This is a genomic window from Bradyrhizobium sp. P2_E8, from assembly GCF_056403875.1.
Genome location: NZ_JBFUES010001306.1, coordinates 1 through 1,732, shown reverse-complemented (window position 1 = coordinate 1,732; position 1,732 = coordinate 1). Strand labels below are relative to the sequence as shown.

Here is a 1,732-nt window from a genome sequence, read left to right as displayed (position 1 = left end):
CCTTTGGCGCGTCCAGGAGCAGCACGAAGGCTGGGTGTCGGAAGCCGCCATCCGCGCCGTCGCCGACTTGCTCGACATGCCCTATATCCGCGTGCTCGAGGTCGCGACCTTCTACACGATGTTCCAGCTCGCCCCCGTCGGCAAGAAGGCCCACGTCCAGGTCTGCGGCACCACGCCGTGCCGCCTGCGCGGCGCCGAGGACCTCATCCACGTCTGCGAGCACCGCATCCATCACGAGCCCTTCCATCTCTCCAAGGACGGCAATTTCAGCTGGGAAGAGGTCGAGTGTCTCGGCGCCTGCGTGAACGCGCCGATGGTGCTGATCGGCAAGGACACCTATGAGGACCTGACCAAGGAGAGCTTTGGCAAGGTGCTCGACGGCTTTGCCTCCGGCAATCCGCCCAAGCCCGGTCCGCAGAACGGCCGTCAGTTCTCGGCGCCGATCAATGGGCCGACCACGCTGAAGGAGATCACCTGATGCGTGATCTCTCGTCGCCGGCAGTGGAGGAAAGCGGTGCCATGAAGAAGTGGGGCTTCATCGCGATGCATGCCGCGGTGGCGGCCATTTTCATTTTCCTGCTTCAGCGTTTCAGCCTGAACGCGTCGCTGGAATCCAGCCTGCTCTGGGCGCTGACCTTCGCCGTCTGCGCCGCCGGACTTGCCTACAAGCAGTCCAATCGTTGATCGGAAAGCACTGATATGCTCGAGGACAAGGACCGCATCTTCAAGAACCTCTACGGCCTCCATGACTGGGGGCTCGAGGGTGCGCGGCGCCGCGGCGCCTGGGATGGTACGAAGAATATCATCGACAAGGGCCGCGACTGGATCATCAACGAGATGAAGGCGTCGGGCCTGCGCGGCCGCGGCGGCGCSGGCTTYCCGACCGGCCTGAAATGGTCGTTCATGCCGAAGGAATCGACCGACGGCCGGCCGAGCTATCTCGTCGTCAACGCCGACGAATCCGAGCCCGGCACCTGCAAGGATCGCGAGATCATGCGGCACGATCCGCATCTCCTGATCGAGGGCTGCCTGATCGCCAGCTGCGCCATGAACGCGCATGCCTGTTACATCTATGTCCGCGGCGAGTTCATCCGCGAGCGCGAGCATCTCCAGGCCGCGATCGACCAGGCCTATGAGGCCAAGCTGGTCGGCAAGGACAACGTCAACGGCTGGCCGTTCGACATCTACGTAGCGCACGGCGCCGGCGCCTATATCTGCGGCGAGGAAACCGCGCTGCTCGAAAGCCTCGAGGGCAAGAAGGGCCAGCCGCGCCTGAAGCCGCCGTTCCCGGCCAATGTCGGCCTGTTCGGCTGCCCGACCACCGTCAACAATGTCGAGTCGATCGCGGTGGCGCCGGACATCCTGCGCCGTGGCGCGGCGTGGTTCGCCGGCATCGGCCGTCCGAACAATGTCGGCACCAAGCTGTTCTGCATCTCCGGCCATGTCGAGCGGCCCTGCAACGTCGAAGAGGCCATGGGCATTCCGTTCCGTGAGCTGATCGACAAGCATTGCGGCGGCATCCGCGGCGGCTGGGACAACCTCAAGGCCGTGATCCCCGGCGGCTCGTCGGTGCGCATGGTGCCGGCCGAGCAGATCATCGACACGCCGATGGATTTCGACAGCTTGAGCAAGCTGCGCTCGGGCCTCGGCACCGCGGCCGTGATCGTGATGGACAAGTCCACCGATTTGATCCGCTCAATCGCCCGCATCTCGTACTTCTACAAGCACGAGA

Annotated in this window: 3 protein-coding genes; all 3 read left to right on the top strand. The window is 64.3% G+C overall.

Annotated features, from left to right (window positions below; genetic code table 11):
• Positions 1 to 478, top strand: a 478-nt coding sequence (gene nuoE, locus AC1D00_RS39860; protein WP_477014472.1) for an NADH-quinone oxidoreductase subunit NuoE, incomplete at its 5' end; no start/stop codon positions are given.
• Entirely contained in the window at positions 478 to 684 is a 207-nt protein-coding gene (locus AC1D00_RS39855) for a hypothetical protein (protein ID WP_135176017.1), read from the top strand. The genes nuoE and AC1D00_RS39855, both read left to right, overlap by 1 nt.
• A 15-nt stretch (positions 685 to 699) precedes the next feature.
• Positions 700 to 1,732: NADH-quinone oxidoreductase subunit NuoF (gene nuoF, locus AC1D00_RS39850; protein WP_477014471.1), on the top strand; the 1,033-nt coding region annotated here is incomplete at its 3' end.

What these genes read in the sequence shown, in the direction of transcription:
- AC1D00_RS39855 (WP_135176017.1), top strand. Translation starts at nt 478, where the DNA reads ATGCGTGATCTCTCGTCGCCGGCAGTGGAGGAAAGCGGTGCCATGAAG.